The organism is Pseudomonas sp. B21-053, from assembly GCF_026016365.1.
GTDB classification, from domain to species: Bacteria; Pseudomonadota; Gammaproteobacteria; order Pseudomonadales; family Pseudomonadaceae; genus Aquipseudomonas; species Aquipseudomonas nunensis.
Window position 1 is genome coordinate 3,921,720 of record NZ_CP087205.1, and the last position, 19,531, is coordinate 3,941,250.

The following is a 19,531-nucleotide window of genomic DNA, read 5'->3' on the forward strand; positions in this document are numbered from 1 at the left end:
CCCTTTCCATGTCCCTTCCCACCGACGCCGCAACGCGCCTGTGCGAGACAGTCAGGATGCTCCGGCATCTTGCCGCCAACCTGCCGGCTCCGGTTCGCCTGTGTTTCTTCGCCGGGGGAGACGACAGCACACCTGTCGCCGCCGCCCCGGCGCTGATCGCCACAGAGCACGCCGTGACTCGCGCGTTGGCCCACGTTGGCGTCAGCGCCGTGCAGTATTTGCACGGCGCGTCGGCGCAACTGTCGTCGTTCGAATTGTTTATCAGCAAGAAGATTTCCCAGGCCCTCGACTTTCGCTATGACGCATTCGATGCGTCGGAGCGATTTGAGGCCGTGCTGGCGTCTTTCGATTTCAGCGGCGCCGTGCCGCAGATCGAAACGTCGCGCCTGATCACCCGGGATGGCGTCCCGCTGGCGGTGTATGCCAGCAACCATCGGCAACGCCCGCCCATCGTCCTCGCCCTGCCCTGCGGCATGCCGTTTGACCTTTGCCGCGACTGGTTCGACGCGCTGAGTGAGCGTTACTTTGTCGTGACCTGGGAGACTCGGGGGTTGTTTGGTGACTGTGAAGCCTTCGACCAGGTGGGTGTCGATACCCATGACCAGGTCGCCGATCTGTTCGCGGTGATGGATCATTTCGAGTTGCACAGTGCACACCTGATGGGCATCTGCGGTGGTGCGGCGATTGTGCTGTGCGCCGCGGCCGTGCATGGCGAGCGCGCGCAGTCGTTGAGCCTGTGGCACGGCGACTACAACCTGGGCGATGAGAGCCTGCGCACGCCGCACCAGCAAAACTTCGAATGGCTGATGGAAACCGCCACGCAGGACCGGGCTGAGGCTCAGGACCTGCAGGCGATGTTTGTCGACCAGAAGACCCTGGCGACCACGCCGGAACCGATCGCTCATACGGTGCTGTTTCCTTACGTCAACCCGGAGCTGTTCTATCGGTACGCCCGCCTCAATGACGCGCTGAACAAAACCGAGTTGCTCCCGATCCTGCCCCAAATCACAGTGCCGACGCTGGTGGTGGCTGGGGACAGTGACAGCACCACGCATATCGGTGGCTCGCGATTGATTGCGCAGTCCATTGAAGGGGCGACGTTGCATATCGAAAAGGACGGCAGCCATTTGGCGTTCTTCGAGCGGGCGGCGGAGTCGAAGAGAACAGCGTTTGAGTTCATTGATGCGACGCTTGAATTGGCTGAGGTCTGAAACAGGAATTGTGCTGAAGTAACACCAACCCTGTGGGAGCGAGCCTGCTCGCGAAGGCGGCATGACAGTCGACATTATCGTCGGCTGACACACCGCTTTCGCGAGCAGGCTCGCTCCCACATTTGTTTTGGGATGTTCACAAGATCTGTGGTCGGCACAGATCCCTGTAGGAGCAAAGCTTGCTCGCGAAGGCGTCAGGCCTGACACACCGCGTCATCGTTCTTCGCGGGCAAGCCTCGCTCCTACATTGGGTGGGTGGTGTTCGCAGGATTTGTGACCAACACCGGCCCCTGTGGGAGCGGGCTTGCTCGCGAAGGCGGTGGCACATCCAACATTGATGTGTCAGACAGGTCGCCTTCGCGAGCAAGCCCGCTCCCACATTTGTTTCGTGTCGTTGGCAGGATTTGTGACCATCGCCGGACCCTGTAGGAGCGAAGCTTGCTCGCGATGGCGTCGCACCAGTCACTACTCATGTTGACTGACACGCCGCCTTCGCGGGCAAGCCTCGCTCCTACATTGGGTGGGTGGTGTTCGCAGGATTTGTGACCAACACCGGCCCCTGTGGGAGCGGGCTTGCTCGCGATGGCGGTGGCACATCCAACATTGATGTGTCAGACAGGTCGCCTTAGCGAGCAAGCCCACTCCCACAGGGGAACGCGCTCACCTCAGTGTCCGATTAAACCGCGTCGGCCGGGGTTAATGCGCTGCTGTCCTCATCCCGCACCAGCCGATCCAGCCGCCGCATCGGCCGGTAGATCAGCGTGCCCAGGCACAGCAGCACACTCACTGCCCCCGCCACCACAAACAGCAGCGCCACGCCCCGGCCCTTGCCGACGCCCAGCCAGCCACCGATGGACTCGGCAAATCGCCCACCCGGCTCAAGTGCCGGCTGGAACCAGTGATCGACAATCAAGCCGCCACCAAAGATCGCAATGCTGGTAGCCGCAATGATCAACATGCTGATCAGCGCAAACACACTGGCCCGCGATCCGGTCGGGATCTTGCGCATCCACAATGCACTGACGCCGCCATCCGCCACGCTGGCCGCCGCAATGGCAACAAACACCACCGCGCAGTAGGCCGTCGTACTCGACACCAAACCAATGCTGACCACGCACAGCGACAACACCAGGTCGGCACACGCAATCAACACCATCAACCGCCCCGGATTTCCGACGAAGATCAACAACCCGGCACCAGACAATCCGCCCAACGCCGCCCAGGTGTACACCACGCCCAACGTCTGGCTGGTGTGCATCGACAGCAGCAACGGCGTGATCATCAACGTCACCATCGACAACAACGCATTGCGCAGCATGGTGTAGACCAGCAACCCCGCCATCAACCGTTCGGTTTTGAAGAAGCCCAACGCATCAGTGACATTGCGCACGGCGCCACGCATCACCGATCCCGCACTCGCACCGCCACTTTTAATCACGGGTTGGCGCGCATGGGAAAACGCCTTGATCACCAGCAACGTGCCCGAGCAGAAGGTAATCAGATCAATCGCAACAATCGTCACGAGCCCGGCCTGGGCCATCAGGATACCGGCCAACAGCGGCCCCACCAGCGCCGAAGCGTTCTTGCTGATGCCCATCAGCCCCGAGGCGCGGGTGAATTTGTCCGGCTTGACGATCGAATTGACCGCTGCCTGATAAGCCGGCTGCCGGAACGAACTGACAATCGATGCCAACGCGTTGAACACATACAGATGCAGCGGTTCCAGGCGATCGGTCCAGAGTAGCGCCATCACCACGAACAGCATCGCCGCGAGCAGCACATCGCTACAGACAATGATGACTTTGTGGCTGACCCGATCCGCCAACCCTCCGGCCAACGGCAGGAAGATGATCGCCGGCAACGTCGCGGCCAACACCACATTGGCAAACGCCACGGCGGAACCGGTGTGGTTGTAAACCCAGACGCCCAGGGCGAACTCCATCAGCGCGGTACCGATCACCGCGAGGGATTCGCCCATCCATAGGAAATAGAAACCGCGCCCGAGGGAAAAGTCTGGGCGGGCCGACTTGAAGATCACCGTTTGACCAGGCGCGCAACGCCATGCAGCAAGCGGTACGCCAGGGAATACACCACCGCGCCGAGCACTAGCGGTGCCGCCGGAGTGAACAGATAGGTGCGCGCCACTTTGCGGGCGATGGGATAACGCAAGTCACCGTTGATGTGCAACGGCGTGCCGAAAGTCGCGGCGACGGTGATGCCGAAGTCTTCGCCAATCGACTCCACCGCATGCCACCACAGCGCCGGGATATACAGCGCATCGCCCGGTTCGACCACGGCGCGGGTCGGGCGCAATGCGCGGGTACCGGGGAAACGCTCGGTGTCGATATTGAACAGGTATCCCTCGTTCTCGATCACTGGCCGCAAGCCTTCCCAACTCGCATCGTCGGGCGGCAACAAGAGAATTTCCTTGGCACCGATCACCTGGGTCATAAAGGTTTCGTCAGTGGCGTGGAAGTGCCAATCGGTATAGGAATCGCGGTACAGGAAACCGCGATAGGACGGGTAACGCCGGGCCTTGCTCAGCACCGGCATGAACGGCATGCCCGCGACGTCATCCTTCATCTTCTCGAACGCTGCGCCTTCGGTGAAACCGCAGCTGTCAGCCACCAACGGTCCCCCCTCAACCTTCAACTCGTCGAGGAAATCATGGAACAGGATGTCCCGGTGCCGTGCGTCCGCCTGCTCGGTCAACGCAGCTTTGACCTCGGGCCCGGACCAGCCGATCACCTCTGAGACCATCGCCGAACGCACCACCACCGGGCTATTGGGCGAGTTGGCTCGCAAGTATTCGGTGTCGGTCCATTTGGTGAACGCCGGCCAGTGGCGCACTGCGTTTTTGATCAGGCAGGGACGGTTCTTGGTGACATAGATACGCATGAAATCGGCTTTGGAGATTGCATGCGCATCGATCACTTCAACCGCCGCGGCTTCAGCGTAATTGGGGAACCGGGTCAGGCTCCAGGGCTTGACCGCGGGACGGTCCGTTTCGGCTGTCATGTTCATTTCAATGGCTCTCGCAAGTACACCCAAGGGATGGCGTTCGGTCTCTGGGAAAGCATCGATTTTTCTCGAGACAGTCGAGAGCCGGACACGGCTGGCTGAAGATTTTGCTCGGGCTTTTATAGCAGCCCCCTCCCCAGATCCAAAGCGCCGCACGGGCGCATCGGCACGCTTGTCCCTGCTTCCCATGACAGACAGTCGGCCGTGGATGTTCTAATTTTTTCCGACCCTGTGGAGAGACCGTCAAGGCGCTCGAACGACCAGTCCGCGCCGCGAAAACCGCCCTCTCCACGACCTACGTTTCGTCACGTCGATGCTCAGCCCAGCCCCTCAGGTATATCTGCCCATCGAACGGAGACGAGCCTTAATTGACTTAGAAACAGGTGTTTCCGATATGGCTTCGTCTACCGATATGGCGCTTTCCAACGACCTCGAAAATGACAACCAGCCCCATGAGCTGGCGTCGGTCCAACAAGGCATCTGGCTCGATCAGATGGCCCACCCGGAACTGCCCTACTACAACATCGGCATGGTCCTGGAGATCAAGGGTCGGATCGATGTCCAGTTGCTGGAAAAAGCCATCGAACTGATCGCCAATCGGCACGATGCCCTGCGCCTGAGCTTCAGCCATGAAGGTGGCGTCGCGCGTCAGAGCGTGTTGCCGTCGATCGAAGTGAAGCTCGACGTCGTCGATTTCTCCGAGGAAGACACCGCCGCCGGACTGGCCATGGCCTACGTGCGTGAAGCCTTCCGCAAGCCGTTCGACAAACTGACCGGCAAGCTGTGGGAAGCGCGATTGGTGCGCTGTGGCCCGGAACGTTTCTACTGGCTCAACCGCTATCACCACCTCGTCACGGACGGCGCCAGTGTCTCGTTGATCGGCCATGCGGTCAGTGATGCCTACAACGGTTTACTCGCTGGCGACGACAACCCGCCCGAAGGCCATTCCTATATTTCCTTCCTGGCCGAAGACCGCAGCTACATCGAATCGACCCGTTTCGAACGCGACCGCGCGTTCTGGCATGAGAAGTTTGCCCAGTTGCCACCGGCGCTGTTGCAGCAAAGGGTTGCAGTCGCCGGCAGCGGCATCGCCCCGAGTGCGCAGGCGCAAGCGATGATGCCCCGGGCGCTGTTCGACGGGTTGGCGCAGTTCGCCAGCGGCCACGGCATGTCCCTCGCCCACGTATTGATGACCGTTCTCGCCACCTACTTCTGCCGCACCGAAGGTGTCGACGAGATTGTGATCGGCATGCCCGTGCACAACCGCACCACCGCGCGCCAGAAAGCCACGGTCGGGATGTTTTCCTCCCTGAGCCCGATCCTGCTTGAAGTCGATCCGCAAGCGTCGTTGCTGGACTTGATGCAGGTCGTCGCCACGCAGTTGCGCAAATGCTACCGCCACCAGCGCTTCCCGATTGCCGAGTTGAACCGTTCCCTGAAGCTGGCCCAGCAAGGCCGTCGGCAACTGTTCGATATCTCGCTGTCCTTCGAAAGCCTCGACGGCGACATTCATTTCGGCGGCATGCCGTCGGAGGTGTTCACCCTCGACAACGGATATGAGCGCACGCCGTTGGCGATTTTTGTGCGTGACTACCACCCGAACGAAGACGTGTACCTGGACTTCAACTTCAACACCGCGTTCTTCACCCTCGACGAAGTGCAGCAGCTGCAACAACGCATTCTGTCGATGCTGGAAACGGTGATCGAACACCACGCGTTGCCGGTCGGGCACTTCCCGATCATGCCTGCGACAGAGCGGCAGCAACTGCTCGGCGAGTTCAACGCCACCGAGCGCGACTATCCGCAAGATCTTCTGATTCACGAACTGTTCGAACAGCAAGCCGCCCGCCGCCCGGAAGCCAATGCCGTCAGCGACGACAGCGGTCAAGTGCTGAGCTATGCCGAACTCAACCGCCGGGCCAATCAGCTGGCCCATCGGCTGATCGAACTGGGTGTCGGCCCTGACGCACGGGTTGCCGTATGCCTGCGCCGCAGTCCGGAGATGGTGATTGCCCTGCTGGCGATCCTCAAGGCTGGTGGCGCCTACGTGCCGATTGATCCGGATCTGCCGGTTTCTCGCCGCGAATACATGCTCGATGACAGCGCACCACTGGCGGTGTTGAGCAGCGAAGCGCTGCTGGCGACCCTGCCCGCGCTGAACGTGCCGGTGTTGGTGCTGGACCGCGACACCCATGATTTCCCTGACACCAATCCGCACGTGTCGGGCCTCAACGCCACGCACCTGGCCTACGTGCTCTACACCTCGGGCTCGACCGGCATGCCTAAAGGCGTGATGAACGAACATCGCGGGGTGGTCAACCGGCTGCTCTGGGCGCGTGATGAATACCGCGTCGATGAAACCGACCGGGTCCTGCAAAAGACCCCGTTCGGTTTCGACGTGTCGGTCTGGGAATTCTTCCTGCCGTTGCTCGCGGGTGCGCAACTGGTGATGGCGCGTCCGGGCGGCCATCAGGAGCCTGTCTACATCGCAAAAGTGATTCGCAGCGCCGGCATCACCATGCTGCACTTCGTGCCGTCGATGCTTGAGCTGTTCCTCGAAGATCGCGACAGCCAAGGCTTCCCCGGCCTGCGTCGGGTACTGTGCAGCGGCGAAGCCCTGCCCCGCAGTTTGCAAAAGCGCTTCGAGCAGCAACTGGCCGAGGTCGAGCTGCATAACCTTTACGGCCCGACCGAAGCCGCCATCGACGTCACCGCCTGGCACTGCCGTCCGACCGATCGCGGCGACAGCGTGCCGATTGGCCGACCCATCGCCAATATCCAGATCCGCATCCTCGACAGCTTTGGCGAGCCAACGCCGAAGGGCGTCGCCGGGGAAATCAATATCGGTGGCGTCGGCGTGGCCCGGGGTTACCTGAACCTGCCGGAGCTTAGTGCCGAGCGCTTTGTGGCCGATCCGTTTTCTACGGATCCTGACGCGCGCCTCTACAAAACCGGTGACCTGGGTCGCTGGTTGCCGGATGGTTCGATCGAATACATGGGCCGCAATGACTTCCAGGTGAAGATTCGCGGTTTCCGTATCGAGTTGGGCGAGATCGAAGCCAAGCTGGCCAACCACCCTGATGTGAAAGAAACCGTGGTCCTGGCGCGCGAAGATGCGTTGGGCGAGAAACGTCTGGTGGCCTACTACACCACCACCGATGAAGCGCTGGAGACTGAAACCCTGCGTTCGCACCTGCAAGCGTTGTTGCCGGAGTACATGGTGCCGGCGGCTTATGTGCGCCTCGATGCGCTGCCACTGACCTCCAACGGCAAACTGGATCGCAAGGCATTACCGGCGCCGGATCTGGCGTCGCTGGTGACTCGCGTTTACGAAGCCCCGGTCGGTGAAGTCGAAATTGCCCTGGCGCAGATTTGGCAAGACTTGTTGGGTTTGCCGCAGGTGGGGCGTCAGGATCAGTTCTTTGAATTGGGCGGCCATTCGCTGCTGGCGATTCAGTTGATTTCCCAAGTGCGTCTGCAACTGGGCGTGGAGCTGGGTCTGGCTGACTTGTTTGCCCAGCCTGAACTCGTTGCTCTGGCGCAAGCCGTCGCCGAGGCCAGTCGCAGCACCTTGCCGGAGATCGTTACGGTCTCCCGCGAAGAAGACCTGCCGCTGTCCTTCGCCCAGCAACGCTTGTGGTTCCTGGCGCAAATGGAAGGTGGCAGTGCGGCATATCACATGCCGGCGGGCCTGCGTTTGCGCGGGACATTGGACACCGATGCTCTGCAACGGGCGCTGGATCGCATCGTGTTCCGTCACGAAGCGTTGCGCACCACTTTCGTCCAGGCTCAAGGCGAGGACGCTGTCCAGCGAATCGCCCCGGCGGATAGCGGATTTGCCTTGCGCCAATACGATCTGCGCGGTCAGGCCGATGCCGAAGCGCAATGGCAGGCTCTGGCGGCTGAGGAAGAAGCCGAGCTGTTTGATCTGGAACACGGCCCGTTGATTCGCGGGCGCTTGATTCGCTTGAATGCCCAGGACCATGTGTTGCTGGTGACCATGCACCACATCGTTTCTGATGGCTGGTCGATTGGCGTGCTGACCACTGAACTGGCGGCGCTGTACGAAGCGTTCCGCCATGGTCTCGACGATCCACTGCCAGCGCTGGCGGTGCAATACGCCGATTACTCCGTGTGGCAGCGCTGCTGGTTGAGCGGCGAAGTGCTGCAAAACCAGAACAATTACTGGCAACAAACCCTGGCCGATGCGCCGGCGCTGCTGATGCTGCCGACCGATCGGCCACGCCCGGTGGAACAGGATTACGCCGGTGCTGCGTTGTCAGTCGCGTTCGACGCCAATCTGACCGCAGACCTGAAAAACCTCAGCCAACGTCACGGCACCACGTTGTACATGACGTTGATGGCGGGTTGGGCGGCGTTGTTAAGCCGACTCTCTGGCCAGGACGAAGTGGTGATCGGTTCGCCGGTGGCCAACCGTCTGCGCGCCGAAGTTGAAGGCTTGATCGGTTTCTTCGTCAACACCCTGGCCGTCCGTGTGGATGTCTCCGACGCCCTGAATGTTGAAAACCTGCTGGCTCGGGTCAAGGCCCAAACCCTCGGCGCCCAGGCCCATCAGGATCTGCCGTTCGAACAAGTGGTGGAAGCGCTGAACCCGGTGCGCAGTCTGGCTCACAGTCCGTTGTTCCAGGCGATGTTGTCGTGGCAGACCGCCAACGGCGACGACCTGGTGCTCGGTGAGCTGAAACTCGAAACCCTGGGCATGACCAACCGTGTGGCCAAGTTCGATTTGTCGCTGGAACTCGGTGAGGTCGGCGGGCAACTGCTCGGCACGCTGGAATACGCCACGGCGTTGTTCGATGAACGCACGGTGCAGCGTTATCTCGGGTATTTCGAACGGGTATTGCGTGGCATGGTGGCCGACGATCAGGCGCAGGTCGATCAGATCGAGTTGCTTGATGCGGGTGAACGTCAACGGTTGCTGGTGGACCTCAACGCCACACGCGCTCCATATCCGCGCGACAAAACTATTCACCAATTGTTTGAAGCCCAGGCCGAAGCGCAACCGGATGCCATCGCGGTGGTGTTTGACGGCGAGCAGATGAGCTACGCCGAACTCAATCGTCAAGCTAACCAGATGGCGCATCACTTGATCGGTTTGGGCATTCGTCCGGATGATCGGGTGGCGATTTGCGTCGAACGTGGCGCCGAAATGCTGGTGGGTTTGTTGGCGATTCTGAAATCCGGTGCCGGTTATGTACCGCTGGATCCGGCGTATCCGGCTGAACGACTGGCCTACATGCTGAGCGACAGCACTCCGGCGGTATTGCTGACCCAACGTGCGTTGCAGGACCGTTTGCCGGTGCTCGATGTGCCGGTGGTGCTGCTTGATCGCGAAGAACGCGCGCACATCGCCGACGGCTACGACGATAACCCGGTAATCCTGTCGTTAGGCGTGCGCCACCTGGCTTACGTGATCTACACCTCCGGCTCCACCGGCACACCAAAAGGCGTGATGATCGAACACCGAGGCTTGGTCAATTACACCCTCGACGCGATTCGGTTATTCGGGCTCACAAGTGCCGACACCGTGCTGCAACAAAACACCCTGAACTTCGATTTGTCGGTGGAGGAAATCTTCCCGGCGCTGATCGCTGGTGCGACCCTGGCGCCAAGCCGCAATATCTTCGGCACCTCCCAGGACGACATCCGCCCGACCTTCCTGCACCTGACCGCCGCCCACTGGCACACCCTGGCCGCCGAATGGCACTACAACCCGAAACTGGCCCAGGACCAGTTGCGCGATGTACGCCTGATCAACGTCACCGGCGACGCGCTCTCCACGCAAAAACTGCAAATGTGGGAACAGATTCGTCCGGCGCACACCAAACTGGTCAACACCTACGGTCCAACCGAGGCCACGGTGTCCTGCACCGCGAGCTACGTGACCTTCGAAGCGTTGAACAGCAATGCGAGCATCGGCACGCCGATGGCCAACACGCGGATTTACCTGCTCGATACGCACCTGAAACCAGTACCCTTCGGCGTTACCGGCGAAATCTACATCGGTGGCGACGGCGTGGCGCGGGGTTATCTGAACCTCGACAAAATCACCGCCGAACGTTTCCTGCCTGACCCGTTCAGCAACCTCGCCAGCGCCCGCCTCTACAAAACCGGCGACCTGGCGCGTTACCGTCCGGACGGCGGCCTCGAATACCAGGGCCGCAACGATTTCCAGGTCAAGGTTCGCGGGTTCCGCATCGAACTCGGCGAGATCGAAGCCAAGCTTGGCGACTGCACCGGCGTGAAAGAAGCCGCCGTGATCGTCCGCGAAGACGCACCGGGCGATAAACGTCTGGTCGCTTATGTGGTCCCGCAAGCCAATACAACTTTGACCGCCGCCAACCTGCGCGCCCAACTCGCTCCGCTGCTGGCCGAATACATGCTGCCAAGCGCGTTCGTCAGCCTAGACGCGCTGCCACTGACACCCAACCGCAAACTCGACCGCCGCGCACTGCCAGCGCCCGACGCCGCAGCCTTCGCCAACCGCACCCACGAAGCCGCGAAAGGCTCGACCGAAATCGCCCTCGCGCAAATCTGGCAAGACCTGCTCAAGGTCGATGCCGTAGGCCGCCACGACCACTTCTTCGAACTCGGCGGCCATTCGCTGTTGGCTGTCAGCCTGATCGAACGCCTGCGCCAGCAAAATCTGGTCGCCGACGTGCGCACCGTGTTCACCTCGCCGACCCTCCACGACATGGCCCAGGCGATTGATCGCGACACCCGCGACCTGTTCCAGGCTCCGGCCAATCGCATTCCGGCCGACTGCACTGCATTGACCCCGGACCTGTTGCCCCTGGTCGAGCTCGAACAGGCGCACATCGACCGCATCGTTGCCAACACCCCCGGCGGCGCCGCGAATATCCAGGACATCTACCCGCTGGTGCCGTTGCAGCAAGGCATTCTGTTCCACCACTTGCTCGGCCATGAAGGCGACGCCTATCTGGTGCGCTCGCTGATCGAGTTCGATGACCGCAGCCGTCTCGACGCCTTCGTCGCGGCGCTGCAACAGGTCATCGACCGCCACGACATCCTGCGCACCGCCGTGCAATGGAGCGGCCTGCCGCACGCCGTGCAAATCGTTCAGCGCCACGCCGCGCTGCCGGTGCATACCGTCACGCTCAATGATCAAGAAGACGCGCTGGCCCAACTCGAAAACATCAGCGATCCGCGTCACCTGCGCCTCGACCTGACCAAGGCACCGCTGCTCTGCGCCCATATTGCCAAGGATCCGCAGTCGCCACGTTGGCTGCTGTCACTGCTCGACCACCATATGGTCAGCGACCACGTCACGCTGGGGATTCTCCTCGAGGAAGTGCAAGCGATCCTCAACGGCGACAGCGCCAGTCTGCCGACCCCGCTGCCTTACCGTGACTTCGTGGCGCAGACCCTCGCGAGTCCGCCACAGGTCCATGAAGCCTATTTCCGCCAACGCCTGGCAGATATCGACGAACCCACCGCGCCGTTCGACTTGCTGAATATCCAGGGCGACGGCAGCGACGTTTCGATGGTCAACGTGCGCCTCGACACCACGCTGGCCCGCAACATCCGCGTCGCCGCGCGCAAACGTGGCGTCACTCCGGCAGTGCTGTTCCATATTGCCTGGGCGCTGGTGCTCGCACGCTGCACCGGGCGTAACGATGTGGTGTTCGGCACCGTGGTTTCGGGCCGTTTGCAAGGTTCGGCGGGTGCCGAACGGGCGCTCGGCGTGTTTATCAATACCCTGCCGGTGCGTGTGCGCCTGGACGCACAGACCACCCCCGCGCTGGTCGCCGATACTTATCGCGACCTGAGCGCCCTACTCGCCCACGAACAGGCATCGCTCGCGCTGGCCCAGCGTTGCAGCGGCCTGTCCGCTGGCCTGCCGCTGTTTACCACGCTACTCAACTATCGCCATCAGACCGGCGACGCGTCGTTGGCCAATGAAGATCAAGTGCTGGCCTGGGAAGGCATCCGCTTCCTGAGCAACGAAGAGCGCACCGGTTACCCGATCGAGATCGCCGTGGCGGATGAAGGCGAAGACTTCTCCCTGAGCGCCCAAGCCACCGCAGGCATTGATCCACAGCGCATCGCCGCTTATATGACCCACGCCGTCACCGCGCTGGTCGAGGCCCTTGAACACAACCCCGAGCAGCTGGCCGACACCCTCGACGTGCTGCCCGCCACCGAGCGCCTGCAACTGCTCGGCGACTTTAATGACACCGCCATCGACTTCGACTTGTCCCAGCCGCTGCAAGCACTGTTCGAAGCCCAAGTACGCGTGCGGCCCGAGGCGATTGCGCTGGTCTACGAGGATCAGCAACTCACCTACGCCCAACTCAACCGCCGCGCCAACCAGCTCGCCCGACGCCTGATCGCCCTCGGTCTGCAACCGGACCAGCGTGTTGCGCTGTGTGCCGAGCGCAGCCCCGAGATGCTGATCGGCTTGCTCGGCGTGCTCAAGGCTGGCGGCGCCTACCTGCCCCTCGACTTGGCCCTGCCGGTTGAGCGCACGGCGTTCATGCTTGGCGAAAGTGCACCGCTGGTGGTGCTCACCCAACACAGTTTGGCGGCGCAATTACAGGTCGGCGAAACGCCGCTGTTGTTGCTCGATGAGCGCGAATCCCTGGACGCCGGCAGCGACCCGGCCTTCGACCTGAACCCGGTGATAACGGAGCTGACCCCGGCGCACCTGGCCTACGTGATGTTTACCTCGGGCTCGACCGGCAAACCGAAAGGCGTGATGGTCGAACACCGCAACGTGGTCAATCTGTTGCGCACGATGGCTGAAAAAGTCGGGGCGAATGCCAATGATCGCGTGCTGGCGCTGACCACTCTCGGCTTCGATATTGCCGGCCTGGAACTGTTCCTGCCGCTGATCTGCGGTGCGCGGGTGGTGTTGGCTTCCCGCGATCAGGCCCACGACGGTCGCCTGCTGGCCGAAGTGATTGCGCGCAACGAAGTCACCCTGGCCCAGGCCACTCCGGCGAGCTGGCGCATGCTGCTCGATTCGGGCTGGTCGGGCGATACATCGCTGACCGCCCTGTGTGGCGGCGAAGCCTTGCCTGCCGATCTGGCCCGGCGTCTGTCCGGGCAGGTCAAGCGCCTGTTCAACGTCTACGGCCCGACCGAAACCACCATTTGGTCATCGGCGATCCAGGTCAGCACCGAGGACACCCTTGGCAATCAGGTCAGCATTGGCCGACCGATCGCCAACACCCAGTTCTATGTGCTCGACCCGCAAGGCAACCCCGTACCGGTCGGTGTCTCGGGTGAAATGTTTATCGGCGGCACCGGCGTGGCCCGTGGCTACCTGAACCGTCCCGACCTCAGCGCCGAACGCTTCCTCACTGATCCGTTCAGCACAGTGCCGAATGCGCGGATGTATCGCACCGGCGACCTTGGCCGCTGGTTGGCCGACGGCAGCCTGGAGTTCCTGGGACGCAACGACTTCCAGGTGAAGATCCGCGGTTTGCGCATCGAGCTCGGCGAAATCGAAAACGCCCTGATGGCCTGCCCCGGTGTGCGTGAAGCGGTGGTGATCGCCCGCGACGACACCCCGGAAGTCGCCAACAGCCAGCGTCTGGTCGCCTACCTGTGCGGTAACCCGGTGCCAGCGGAATTGCTGCGCGCCGAATTGCTGAAAAGCCTGCCCGACTACATGGTGCCGAGCGCCTACGTACAGCTGGACGCCCTGCCCCTGACCCCGAACGGCAAACTCGACCGCAAGGCCCTGCCCGCGCCGGGTCAGGATGCCGTGGCCAGCCGCACGTATGAAGCGCCCCAAGGTGAAACCGAAATCGCGATTGCCAGCATCTGGCAAGACTTGCTGCACCTTGAGCAGGTCGGGCGTCACGACGGTTTTCTCGAACTCGGCGGGCATTCGCTGCTGACCGTGCAATTGCAGGCTCGCCTGCATCAAGTGCTCGGTGTCGAAATCGCTTTGCGCACGCTGTTTGCCCAGGGTTCGCTGAGTGCCATGGCCGAGTGCGTCAGCCACGCAGGCCTGTCGCTGGTGCAACCGATTCCGCTGGTTCCGCGCAAACAGGCGCCGCCCTTGTCGCTGGCCCAGCAACGCCTGTGGTTCCTCGATCAACTCGATCACGCCGCCAGCGCGGCGTATCACCTGCCCGCCGCACTGCGCCTGAGCGGCAGACTCGACGAAACCGCCCTGCGCCGCGCCCTCGATCGCATCGTGGCGCGCCACGAAAGCCTGCGCACCACCTTCGAACGCCACGACGATAAGGTCGGCCAATTCTTCGCCCCGGCCGACGTCGGTTTCACCCTGACCGAACACGATTTGCAGCGCCTGCCGCACGAGGCACGAGAACACGCGGTCAAGGAACTCGCGCAAATCGAAGCCCACGCGCCGTTTGATCTGAGCCGTGGCCCGCTGATCCGTGGCCGCCTGCTGCGCCTGGATGACAACGAGCATGTATTGCTGGTGACTCAGCACCATATCGTCACCGATGGCTGGTCCGTCGCACTGCTGATCGAAGAGTTCAATGCGTTGTACACCGCGTTCAGCCAGGGCCTGGACGATCCGCTGCCGGACTTGGCGCTGCAATACGCCGACTATGCGGTGTGGCAGCGTGAATGGCTGAAAGGTGACGTGCTGCACACCCAAACCCGTTACTGGACCCGGGTCCTGGACGGTGCGCCGGCGCTGCTCGAACTGCCGGCTGACCGACCACGCCCGCAAGTGCAAAGCTACATCGGCTCCAGCGTACCGCTGCGCCTGTCGCCAGAGTTGAGCAGCGCAGTGCGCCGTTTCAGCCAGCAACAAGGGCTGACGCCGTTCATGACCCTGCTCGGCGCCTGGTCGGTGCTGCTCGCGCGCCTGAGCAACCAGCCGGACGTGGTGATCGGCACGCCGGTGGCCAACCGTCCACGGGCCGAGACCGAAGCGCTGATCGGCTTCTTCGTCAACACCCTGGCGCTGCGGGTTGACCTGCGCGACCAGCCAAGCGTCGGGCAATTGCTGGCGCGGATAAAGTCCACCGCCCTTGACGCCTACAGCCATCAGGAATTGCCGTTCGAGCAAGTCGTCGAAGCCCTGCAACCGGAACGCAGCCTGGGCCACAGCCCGCTGTTCCAGGCAATGCTGGTGTTCGGCAACACGCCGCATAACCGCACACTGGAACTGCCGGGCCTGCAATTGAGCCCGGTCGCCCTGCCACTCAGCACCACGCAAACGGATTTGAGCCTGTCGCTCAACGACGATGGCGAGAGCATTGCCGGGCAGTTCGAATACGCCACCGACCTGTTCGACGCCAGCACCATCGAGCGTTGGGGCCGGCACTTCCTGCGTCTGCTGGAGGCCATGCTTTCCGACACCAGCCAAGCGGTCGGCGCATTACCGCTGCTGGACGCTGAACAGTACCTGCAGGTGCTGAAGGACTTCAACCCGAGTGCCGAGCCTCTCGACGAAGACCCGGATCGCCTGCCGCAGAAAATCTTCGAAACCCAGGCTGCGCGCACGCCGGAAGCGATTGCCCTGGTCAGTGCCGGCGAAACCCTGACTTACGCCGAGTTGAACGCACGGGCCAATGGCGTCGCCCATCGCCTGATCAAACTTGGGGTCAAACCCGACGACACCGTGGGCCTGTGCGCCCGCCGCAGTGCTGACATGGTGATCGGCTTGCTGGGTATCCTGAAGGCCGGCGCCGCCTACGTGCCGCTCGATCCGCAGTACCCGGCGGAACGTCTGGCCCATATGCTCGCCGACAGCGCACCGCGTGTATTGGTCCGCCAGCAAGGGCTTGAGTTGGCGGTGCCGGTTGACCTCGCCACCATCGAGATCGGCAGCGACGAAATCACCCGCAACCCGCAGATCGCCGGTTTGACCGTGGGCCATCTCGCCTACGTGATCTACACCTCCGGTTCCACCGGCCTGCCGAAAGGCGTGATGGTTGAACACCGTGGTCTGCGCAACCTGCTCGACTGGTACCTCAAGGACCTGGCGTTCACCGCGAAGGATTCGGTGCTGCTCGCGTCCTCCTACAACTTTGACCTGACCCAGAAAAACATCCTCGCGCCGTTGATGGTTGGCGGTGTGTTGCACCTGGCCGAAGAACCGTTCGACCCCGCCGCAATCGTCAAGCAGATCGCGCAGTCGGGCATCACCCACATCAACATGTCGCCGAGCGCCTTTCACGCGCTGGTCGACGCCGACAAAATCCACGCCCTCGCCAGCCTCAAACGTGTGGTGCTGGGTGGCGAGCCGATCCCGTTGGCCATGCTGGAAAAACTCCAGGCGCCACGGCCCACCGTGATCAACAGCTACGGCCCGACCGAGTGCAGCGACGTGGTGGCCTGGCAAACGGTTGACGCCGACCTCGACGTCTATCGTGAGCAGGCAATCCCCATCGGCAAACCGATCCGCAATATGCAACTGCATGTGCTGGATTCCCTCGGGCATCTGGTGCCGATCGGTGTTCGCGGCGAGATTCACATTGGCGGCACCGGCGTGGCCCGTGGCTACCTGAACCAACCCGAGCTGAGCGCTGAGCGTTTCATCAGCGATCCGTTCGCCGCCACGCCGGACGCGCGCCTGTACAAGACCGGTGACATCGGTCGCTGGCTGGCGGACGGCACCCTCGAATACCTCGGTCGCGACGACCATCAGGTGAAGATCCGTGGCTTCCGTGTCGAACTCAGCGAAATCGAAGCCGTGCTCGCCGGTTGCGAAGGTGTGCGCGACGTCGCCGTGATTGCCCGCGAGGTCAGCCCCGGCCAATCCGACAGCACACGCTTGGTCGCCTACCTGTGCGGCGAACCGGTGCTCGCCGAACTGCTGCGCAGTGAATTGCTAGCGCACTTGCCCGAGTACATGGTGCCCAGCGCCTTCGTTTACCTCGACGTGTTGCCGCTAACGCCTAACGGCAAACTGGATCGCCGCGCCCTGCCGGCACCGGGAGCCGACGCGTTCGCCAGCCGTGCCTACGAGGCGCCGCAGGGTGAAGTCGAAACCGTGATTGCCGGTATCTGGCAGGACCTGCTGGGCCTGGAACAAGTCGGTCGCCACGACCGTTTCTTCGAACTCGGCGGTCACTCGCTGATGGCCGTGGCGCTGATCGATCGTCTGCGTGAACACGGCCTCGGTGCCGATGTGCGCATGGTCTTCGCCTCACCGAGCCTGCGAGAAATGGCCCGGGCGATTGGCCGTGATGCGCGGGAAATCTTCCACGCGCCGGCAAACCTGATCCTGCCGGACACTGCGCAACTGACCCCGCCGATGCTGCCGCTGATCGAACTCGATCAAGCGCAGATCGACACCATCGTTGCCAACGTGCCCGGCGGCATCGCGAATATCCAGGACATCTACCCACTCGCGCCGTTGCAACAAGGCATTCTGTTCCACCACTTGCTCGGCCATACCGGCGACGCGTACCTGATCCGCTCGATGATCGAGTTTGATGAGCGCAGCGGCCTCGACCGCTTCGTCGCGGCGCTGCAACAGGTCATTGATCGCCACGACATCCTGCGCACGTCGGTGCAATGGAATGGCCTGCCGGAACCGGTGCAAATCGTGCAGCGCAACGCCGAGCTGGCGGTGCACACGGTCACGCTCGATCCAAAAAGCGACGCCCTCGCGCAACTGGAAAACATCAGCGACCCGCGTCAATTGCGCATCGACCTGAGCCAGGCGCCGTTGCTGCGCGCCTACATCGGGCGTGATCCGCACAGCCAACGCTGGCTGCTGGCCTTGCTCAACCACCATATGGTCAGCGACCACGTCACTCTGGAAATCGTGCTGGAAGAAATCCAGAGCATCTTGCAGGGCCAGGGCGACAGCCTGACCGCGCCGATGCCTTATCGGGATTTCGTTGCGCAGATCCTGGCGACGCCAATCGAAGCCGACGAGGAATATTTCCAGCGCCGATTGGCGGATATCGACCAACCCACCGCACCGTTCGGCCTGCTCGATGTGCAGGGCGACGGCAGCGATGTCGAAGAAGTCAGCATGCGCTTCGACGATGGCCTCACCCGTTTGATCCGGGCCCAGGCTCGCGAACGCGGCATTACCCCGGCCGTGCTGTTCCATGTGGCCTGGGCGCAGCTGATCGGCCGTTGCAGCGGTCGCGATGACGTGGTGTTCGGTACCGTGGTGTCGGGTCGCTTGCAAGGCTCGGCCGGTGCCGAACGGGCGCTGGGGGTGTTCATCAACACCCTGCCGGTGCGGGTGAACCTGGCGCAATTGGGTGCCAATGCGCTGGTCGCCGAGACGCACCGCGACCTCAGCGAATTGCTCGCCCACGAACAGGCTTCGCTTGCGCTGGCCCAGCGTTGCAGCGCGGTGCCTGCCTCGCTGCCGCTGTTCAGCAGCCTGTTCAACTATCGCCATCAACTGGAGGATGACGCCGCGCCGACGCAATGGCCGGGCGCGCGGATCCTCTCCGAAGCGGAGCGCGATAACTATCCGCTGACGGTGTCGGTCAACGATTACCAGCATGACCTGGGCCTGACCGTGCAGTGCTCGCCGAGCATCAACCCGCAGCGCATCTGCGACATGATGCAGCGCGCCCTGGAGCAACTGACCCAGGCGCTGGCAAACACGCCGGACGTGTTGCTCACGCAACTGGATCTGTTGCCAGTGCAGGAACGCGAACGCTTGTTGGGCGAACTCAGCCAGACCAAGCCGGATGCCGAGTGGCTGGCGCAACACAACCTGTCCATCAGCGAGCCACGCCTGTATGTGCTGGACGCGGCCGGCCAGTTGGCGCCTATCGGTGTCACCGGTGAGATCCATATCGGTGGTGCGAAAAACCTCGGGACCGAACGCTTCATCAGCAATCCGTTCAGCGACGATCCACAAGCGCGCCTGTACAAGTCCGGCGATCTCGGCCGCTGGCTGGCGGATGGCACGCTTGAAGTGTTGACCGGTGACGCCGGTGAAATCGAAGCCGCCGAAGCGCTGCAATACGAAGCGCCCAAAGGCGACACGGAACAGAAACTCGCGGCGCTGTGGAGCAACCTGCTCGGCATCGAGCGCATCGGCCGCAACGACCACTTCTTCGAGTTGGGCGGTCATTCCCTGATCGCGGTGCAACTGACCCTGCGGGCCCGGGAACACTTCGGCGTCGAAGTCACGCTCAAGGCGTTGTTCGAACACCCGTCGCTACGCGAACTGGCCGACCTCATCACGACCCTGCAACTGGCGCTGTACGAGTCAGAAGTGCTGCTCGATCTCGAGCGGGAACTGGCTTCGTTATCAGAAAGCGACTTGCTCGCTATCGTCTCCAAGGATGCTTAAAAATTGAACAGCCAAAACGATAGTCTGGAACAGCTCAAACGTGCCG

At 62.3% G+C, this 19,531-nt stretch carries 4 protein-coding genes; 2 read left to right on the top strand and 2 right to left on the bottom strand.

Annotated elements, in window-relative coordinates; all coding sequences use genetic code 11:
- Positions 1 to 8: 8 nt before the first annotated feature.
- Positions 9 to 1,211: an alpha/beta fold hydrolase gene (locus tag LOY68_RS17630; RefSeq protein ID WP_265038758.1), complete on the top strand. Its 1,203-nt coding sequence runs from the start codon at positions 9 to 11 to the stop codon at positions 1,209 to 1,211.
- A 676-nt stretch (positions 1,212 to 1,887) separates the two neighbouring features.
- Here the strand turns inward: LOY68_RS17630 and LOY68_RS17635 are convergent.
- Together LOY68_RS17635 and LOY68_RS17640 are read right to left on the bottom strand one after the other, a co-directional pair.
- Positions 1,888 to 3,249 carry an MFS transporter gene (locus tag LOY68_RS17635; protein ID WP_265038760.1) on the bottom strand — a complete coding sequence of 454 codons (1,362 nt, stop codon included), beginning with the start codon at positions 3,247 to 3,249 and terminating at the stop codon, positions 1,888 to 1,890.
- Complete coding sequence (locus LOY68_RS17640; RefSeq protein ID WP_236708572.1) at positions 3,246 to 4,229, bottom strand: cupin-like domain-containing protein; 984 nt, start codon at positions 4,227 to 4,229, stop codon at positions 3,246 to 3,248. Before LOY68_RS17640 ends, LOY68_RS17635 begins: the two co-directional genes overlap by 4 nt.
- Positions 4,230 to 4,626: 397 nt before the next feature.
- Between LOY68_RS17640 and LOY68_RS17645 the strand changes: the two genes are divergently transcribed.
- Positions 4,627 to 19,485 carry a non-ribosomal peptide synthetase gene (locus LOY68_RS17645; RefSeq protein ID WP_265038762.1) on the top strand — a complete coding sequence of 4,953 codons (14,859 nt, stop codon included), beginning with the start codon at positions 4,627 to 4,629 and terminating at the stop codon, positions 19,483 to 19,485.
- The last annotated feature ends 46 nt before the right edge of the window (positions 19,486 to 19,531 follow it).